This is a genomic window from Micromonospora sp. 15K316 (assembly GCF_004348525.1).
In the GTDB taxonomy this organism is placed as follows: domain Bacteria; phylum Actinomycetota; class Actinomycetes; order Mycobacteriales; family Micromonosporaceae; genus Micromonospora.
The window spans coordinates 1-6,275 of record NZ_SMKG01000291.1 but is presented as its reverse complement, the minus strand read 5'-3'; the positions used below and the strand labels follow the sequence as shown (position 1 = coordinate 6,275).

The window sequence follows — 6,275 nt, the reverse complement described above, 5'->3', positions numbered from 1 at the left end:
GTGGTGTCCGGGGCGTCCGGTGCGGGCACGGGGGGCGGCCCGACCGGGGGTGCCGGGACAGCCGCGGCACCCGCGTCGGTCACGCTCTGCACCGGGTCACCCCCCTGACCGGTCAAGGGGGTGACCGGCGAGGTGGAAGTCCCCTCTGAGCGTGCAGACGCACCCTCAGCGGGCCGGTCCTGGGGTTGACCACGCCGCCAGGTCAAGGGGTTGACGCTACGCACTGTGATCTCCTACTTGAACAGGCCCGCGAGCCAGTCGAGGACCGTCCGGGTCGCCTTCAACACCGCGTCCACGCACTGCTCCAGGAAGCCGTCGCTGCTCGACTTGATGATCACGCCGAGGAAAATGGCCAGCACGAGCAAGGTGAGCGAGGGCCGCTGCCGCCACCACAGGATGAGCAGGACGACGAGCAGGATCGCTCCGAGAGCCGCAAGTGTCATGTCGGGTACCTCCTGGTCAGGGCTTCACGGTGGTGCCGTTGGTGCCGGAGGTGACCGGCTCCTTCGGGCTCAGGATCGGGGTGGTGGGCACGGCCGCAACGCTGGCATCGTGCTCGTCGCGCCACCGGAACCAGCGGCGAACCGTGGCCTCCGGCTTGCCGACGTGCTCGGCGATTTCCACCCACGTCGCGGCGGGGTGCTTCGCGCGGTAGTCGAACGCGGCGGCCTGGGCGTCACTCCATGGCGGGCGTCGCGGCGCTCGGTCCTGACCGCCGCCGCCACGACGTCCGGCGAGCGGCGGCGTCACAGCCGTCGCGTCGTCACGGGGTCCATCACCGGCGGTGGGCGTCACGGCGTCACCGTCACCCGTCGCGGCGTCACGGCGGCCTGCCGTCACGGCGTCACGGCGACCAGGCGTCACGGCGTCACGGGCCGCCGCCACAGCGGCGTCACGCGCAGCCGCCACAGCGGCGTCACGGTCCGCCGTCATCCGCTCCACCGTGGCGGCCACCTCGGCGTCATGACGGGCCGTCAGCTCCGCGACGCGACGCCGCCACTCGTCGTCCACGGCGGCCCGCACATGCTCGGTGGTGGCCGCCAGCCGACCGCACTCCTGCTGGGCGTCACGAAGCTGCCCGGTCAGCCGCTCGACCGTGACGGTCGTGTCTGCCGTCACCTGCCGGGCGGCGATCGCCTCGACACGCGCCCGCTCGGCCTGCGCCTCGACCTCGACCGCCCGCTGCTCCGCGGCCCGCCGGCCAGCGACCGCCTCGTCCAGCTCCGCCGACGCCGTCTCGAACAGGCCGATCGTCGTCGCCAACTCCCGGCGCGTCGTGTCCAGCTGGGCGAGCGCGGCGTCCAGCTCGGCGCGGGCGGCGGAAAGCTCCCGGCGGACAGCCTCCACCTCGACGGCGTGCCGCTCCCGCTCGGCGGCCAGCGCAGCCTCGGCGGCCTGCCGCTCGCCGGTCAGCTCGGCGGCGTGCGCTGCGTCCCGAGCGTCCAGCTCCGCCGCGCTGGTCTCCCGCAGGTGCACCAGGGCGGCACCGAGCTGCCGGACACGAAGCCACAGCAGGACCCGCGCCCACCCGACCGGCGGCAACGCCCCGGCATACCGGTCAACCCGGTACGCGGCGATGCGCTTCGCCCGGCGAACGGTCCCGAGGTGACGCACAGCGTGCCCCACCGACCCGTACCAGGCGACGTCCTCGTCGCTCGCGTCCGCCCGAAGCGGGCGGGGCGGGTGGTTCTGCCACGCCAACCACGCGCACAACGTGTTCGGCGTGTACGTGAACCAGCGCAGCCCGAACACCGGGTTGACCCGGGCGACCTTCTTCGCGGTGTGAGCGCGGAACAGGTCCAGCAGCTCGTGGAGGATCGCCATCGCCCCGACCGCGAGTAGGCCGAGGTACACCGCAGCGGCCAGCGACGCCCCGGTGCCGTCGTACTCGTGGCTGAACCCGATGGCCGCTGACGTGATCGTCGCTCCCCACACAACCCGGTAGGCGCGGCCGGTGGGACGGCCGACCTGCACGGCCACGAACATCAGCACCGCGAAGGCGATCGCAACGCCGTCGAGGGTGGCCGGCACAAGCCAGTCCCAGCCGTTGCGCCATCCGAGGGTGTCGCGTCCCCAGCCGATGAGGTTGCGGCCGGAGCCGACGAGCACACCAGTCCACAGCAGGCCAGCGAACACGACCGCGGCGACGAACAGCTTGCCGAGCTTCTTGGGCTCGTTGCCGGTCTTCGGCTCCTCGCCGGTCTTCTTCGGTGCGGGGGCTCGGTGTGCCTTGTCGAGGAGGCGACGCATCACGACCAGGCCGGCGAACAGGGCGGTGGCGAGGGCGAGCCATGCCCAGCCGGGGACCTGGTTGAGGGCGGCGCCGACGGTGTCGAGGACTGCCTGCCAGGTGGGGATGTTGGCCGCGAGGGCGGCGGTGTGCCCCGGGGCGGTGGTGTGCTCGACGGTCATCGTCACTGGCGTCCCTCCCGGACGAGGTGGCGGTCCAGCCGTGGGTGGCTGCTCCCGGCGATCGTAGCAATGTTTGGGACAGTCGGGCTAGTAGGGTGACATGGGTGAGTTGAAACAGTCGGGAGAGTAGGTATCCTGTGCAGCGTGACGTTACTGGCGATGCCGACCGCGCCTGCACGCTGCGCCTCGCTCGCGGCACTAAGATCGCGGCCAACAGGAGCGAGGGGGTGTTGCGTGGGCTCAGACGACCGCGTTGACGAGCGGGAACGCGCCGACATCGAGCAACGCCTCCACGACGGGGAGTGGCTTAAGGTCGGCGACCTCATGACGCTGTTCGCCAACCCGAACGGGAAGCCAGCGAGCCGGTCGAGCGTCGACCGGTGGATCACCAAGGGCGTCCGGTTCGGCCGGAAGCGACTGGTGATCCGGTATCAGATCGACCCGTCCGGGGAGCGGCTGTGCCACCCCGAGGACGTCGAGGCAGTGCTCAGTGAGTCACGGAAGATCCGATCGGCCGACCACCCGGATGGAATCCCTGAGTGACCACAGCAACCATCACCCGCACCTACGTCCTCTACCGCTTCTACGACGCCGTCTGGAGCTGCGGTTCACGAAGCACAGCAAGGAAAAGCCCTGGTGGCCACAGGTCACCACGATCAAGATCGAGCACTACGCCACCGCCGATGCGGCAGCCGAGGCGGAGAAGAAGGCAATCAAGGCTGAGCGCCCGCTGTGGAACGTGGCGCACACCGACAAGCCCCGGCAGCCTCGCCCGCATGTGACGGCGCGCGTCGTCCAGGGCGACACGTTCGTCGGGGTCGGCGAAGCGGCCCGGCTCCTCGGCGTGTCCGAGGGCACAGTGCGGAACATGGCAGACGAGGGTGAGCTCCGAGCGCGACGGCTCAGCGCCGGGAGGCGGACGGGACCGCGACAGATCGCCCTCGCCTCGATCAAGGAGTGCATCGCCGAAGCAGAGGAACGCGCCTCCCGCACGGCCTCGTAGCTGCCCACCACCAGACGCCAGTGGCCGGCCGTCCCCGTCCGGGGATGACCGGCCACCTGCACGTCCAGGGCGCTACCTGGTACTGACCTCGGTCACGAACTTCAACACCGGGCCGGCGATCAGGGCGACCCCGACCGCGGCGAGCACCACCGCCGCGACTTCATCGAACGGGGTCAGGGACACCGCCAGCAGCAGCACACCCAGCCAGGCCATCCATCCGCGCGCCCACCAGAACGGATGCTGCCGCGGCGGTGTGGTGGGGGCCGACTCGAACGGCGCCCACTCGCCGTGCCGGACCACACGGGACACCACCCGGGCGTGAGAGCCCTCCGCCGAGTAGTTCCGCATGCGGACCCGCGAGTCGGCGTCCTCCCGGCTCGCGACGGCCTCGACCTCGGTGCGGCCGTCCGGCCACTGGTACTCGATGCCGAACTCGTCGCCGTACGGACCCACGATCCACGGCCCGTACTCCTCGCTGCGGTACACCACCTGCGCGGTGCCGGGGTAGGTGCGGTTGACGGCGTTGGCCTGGCCGAGCGCGGACAGCAGGTCACGGCAGGTGTTGGTGTGCTGGTGGCCGGCGGGTGTGGTCACCCGGATGGCCCAGCCGACCGTGGTGACGGCCGGTGCGGTGAGCTGGTCGATGGTCATGTGTCCTCCTGGCGGTTGAGTGCGTCGCGGAGCAGGTCGGTGTGGGCGGGGAACAGCACCCCGCCGTGCCTGGTGGCGAGGTAGCCGACCAGGTCGGAGTAGGAGTGGGCGCGCATCCACGCCGCCCGGCGGGCGTCGTCGGTTCCCTGCACGAGCGGCCAGGGGCGGGTGAAGTAGGTGCCGAGGTGGGTGCGGCAGACGGCGGTGACCATCCATGCCTCGTCGGAGGCGCGGGGGTCGGGCACGTATCGGGCGGGGCTGCCGCGCCAGCGGGCGCCGGGCAGGTGCAGGCCGGTTTCCTCGGCCAGCTCCCTCACTGCCGCTTGGAGCGGGGTTTCCTCCGGGTCGACGTAGCCGCCGGGCAGCGCCCAGCCGTGGCCGTCGCCGCGTTTTACCATCAGCAGCCAGCGGCGGCCGGCGGCGTCGGTGAGGGTGACGAGCGCGTCGGCGCAGACCTGCTCGCCCCAGTGGCCGAGCTGGTTACGGCCGTAACGGATACCGGTCGGGGCGTGGGGGTTGACGGGGCGGCCGTCGACGACCTCGAAGGGGATGAGGGCGCGGGCCTGCCGTGCGGTCCAGCCGATGCGGGTGGGGTCCATCTCCGGGTCCGCCCACGGTTCTCCTGCGGTGATGCCAGCGAGGACGCTCGGGTGTGTGTAGGTGCGCCCGGGTGAGACGCCGCCGCGGTGGGGGTCAGCCACGGCGGTCCTGCGCCTCCAGGGCGGCGGCGTCGGCGAGCAGACGCTCCGCCTCCTTGCGCTTCTCCGCGGCATCGGCGGCCCGGGTTTCCCGGTCCTGCCGGTACGCGGCGACGTCGTCGAGGGTGGGGGCGACCCCCGCCCGCTGGTTCTGGCCGCGCATGAACGCGCTGTCGTAGACCTGCTTCACGCCGAGCAGGCCGAACGCGCGTTCCTCGGCGATGTGTTCGTCGCCGACGGAGTTGCCGTCGAGCTGCCCGTCGATGTACAGGGCGGCCCAGCCGTCGAAGTAGTGGATTTCGAGCTTCCCCGGTGTGTTGGTCAAGGTCGGTTCCCCTCTCGTGGTGGTGCGGGCGGTCAGTTGCCGTCGGCAGCTACGCGGGCTGCGTTCTTCATGTCGGCGCTGGTCTGCGGGGTCCCCCCGCCGTTGACCAGCAGATACACCTCGGCTTCCTGGTGGACCGTCGCCAGTCGGCCCTCGGCGCAGGGCAGGACGCAGCGGTTCTCGGCGAACCGCTGGCCGACGATGGTCAGGCCGGTGAAGCGGACGTAAGAGCCGTCGTCGGTGTCCTCGGCGGTGTCGACGTGGTCGGCCGGGAACCAGGAAGCGGGCACGAGCAGGTCCCCGCCGAGCCACGCGGCGGCGCACAGGATCCGCTGCTTGCCGTCGATCACCGCGTAGACGGCAGGGGTGCCGTCGCCGTCGAAGTAGCCGGGGTTCGCTCGGGCCCAGGCCGGTCCGGATCGGTCGTTGATGACCACGGCGGGGACGGGGATACCCATCAGCCAGGACCGGACCAGCCCCATCCGCTGGCTGTCGGTCCACACGTCGCCGCGCTGGTAGGGCGGGTCGAGGAGCATGGTGCCGCGCTGCACGTTGCGGACAAAGAAGTCCGCGAACCGGTTGGTGGCGTTCAGGGATAGGTGTTCGAGCGGTGCTGTCGTCTGCCGGGTCATCGGGTTCACTCCCCCTGCTGGTCGTCGGTGACCCACCGGCGGGCGACGACCCGGTGGCCGTAGTTGGTGGTCTGGATCTGCACCGACTCCCAGCCGGCGGCCAGGTACTCGTCGCGTACCTGCTCGGGGGTGTGATCCGCGCCGTGGCGGAGGCTCGTGCCGGTGGTCTGCTGCCGGCGACCGATCAGCTCGGGCCGCTTCGGTAGGACCGCCCCGCTCAGCCGCACGCTGGTGTGCGCCAGGAACTCGACCAGCTCCTCCGGGCTGAGGTTGACCCTGACGATCTGCACGCCGGACATGCGGTCGGTGACGGCAAGCTGCGCGTACCGGCCTTCGGTGTTGGACACCGGGAAGGAAAACTGGACGGAAACGTCGCCGGGGGCAGCGTCGGTGGTGGTGATCTGCTCGCTCATGGTGTCCTCACTGCTGGTCGGGTTGGTTGGGGGTTACGGGAGGCGGACGCCGCGGTGGGCCGGAGATCCGGTCGGTCCCGCGGCCCACCGCGGTCTCAGGCGATGGTGGCAGCGGTGGCGTCGAGCCAGGCGGCGACGTCG

9 protein-coding genes are annotated in these 6,275 nt (G+C 71.4%); 2 read left to right on the top strand and 7 right to left on the bottom strand.

Features of this window, described 5'->3' with window-relative positions; translation table 11 throughout:
* Positions 1–233 precede the first annotated feature (233 nt).
* Positions 234–443: a hypothetical protein gene (locus tag E1211_RS29755; protein WP_132353175.1), complete on the bottom strand. Its 210-nt coding sequence runs from the start codon at positions 441–443 to the stop codon at positions 234–236.
* 16 nt (positions 444–459) lie between these two features.
* A complete protein-coding gene (locus tag E1211_RS29750) occupies positions 460–2,412 on the bottom strand; it encodes a DUF2637 domain-containing protein (RefSeq protein WP_165947367.1) in 1,953 nt (650 codons plus the stop codon).
* Between the two features lie 234 nt (positions 2,413–2,646).
* Between E1211_RS29750 and E1211_RS29745 the strand changes: the two genes are divergently transcribed.
* Positions 2,647–2,955: a hypothetical protein gene (locus tag E1211_RS29745; RefSeq protein WP_132353171.1), complete on the top strand. Its 309-nt coding sequence runs from the start codon at positions 2,647–2,649 to the stop codon at positions 2,953–2,955.
* Positions 2,939–3,415, top strand: coding sequence for a helix-turn-helix domain-containing protein (locus E1211_RS29740; protein ID WP_132353169.1), 477 nt, complete (start codon positions 2,939–2,941; stop codon positions 3,413–3,415). The genes E1211_RS29745 and E1211_RS29740 overlap by 17 nt, the downstream gene beginning before the upstream one ends.
* 72 nt (positions 3,416–3,487) lie before the next feature.
* Here the strand turns inward: E1211_RS29740 and E1211_RS29735 are convergent, their stop codons facing one another.
* The 5 genes from E1211_RS29735 to E1211_RS29715 form a co-directional block, all read right to left on the bottom strand.
* Positions 3,488–4,066 carry a hypothetical protein gene (locus E1211_RS29735; RefSeq protein WP_132353167.1) on the bottom strand — a complete coding sequence of 193 codons (579 nt, stop codon included), beginning with the start codon at positions 4,064–4,066 and terminating at the stop codon, positions 3,488–3,490.
* Positions 4,063–4,665 carry an NUDIX domain-containing protein gene (locus tag E1211_RS29730; RefSeq protein WP_243709757.1) on the bottom strand — a complete coding sequence of 201 codons (603 nt, stop codon included), beginning with the start codon at positions 4,663–4,665 and terminating at the stop codon, positions 4,063–4,065. The genes E1211_RS29735 and E1211_RS29730 overlap by 4 nt, the downstream gene beginning before the upstream one ends.
* Before the next feature lie 94 nt (positions 4,666–4,759).
* On the bottom strand, positions 4,760–5,089 hold the full coding sequence (locus E1211_RS29725; RefSeq protein WP_132353163.1) for a hypothetical protein: 330 nt from the start codon (positions 5,087–5,089) through the stop codon (positions 4,760–4,762).
* 32 nt (positions 5,090–5,121) lie between these two features.
* The gene (locus tag E1211_RS29720; protein WP_132353161.1) at positions 5,122–5,721 is read right to left on the bottom strand and encodes a DUF262 domain-containing protein; all 600 of its coding nucleotides are present in this window, start codon (positions 5,719–5,721) and stop codon (positions 5,122–5,124) included.
* Positions 5,722–5,726: 5 nt separating this feature from the next.
* Entirely contained in the window at positions 5,727–6,134 is a 408-nt protein-coding gene (locus tag E1211_RS29715) for a hypothetical protein (RefSeq protein ID WP_132353159.1), read from the bottom strand.
* Positions 6,135–6,275 lie beyond the last annotated feature (141 nt).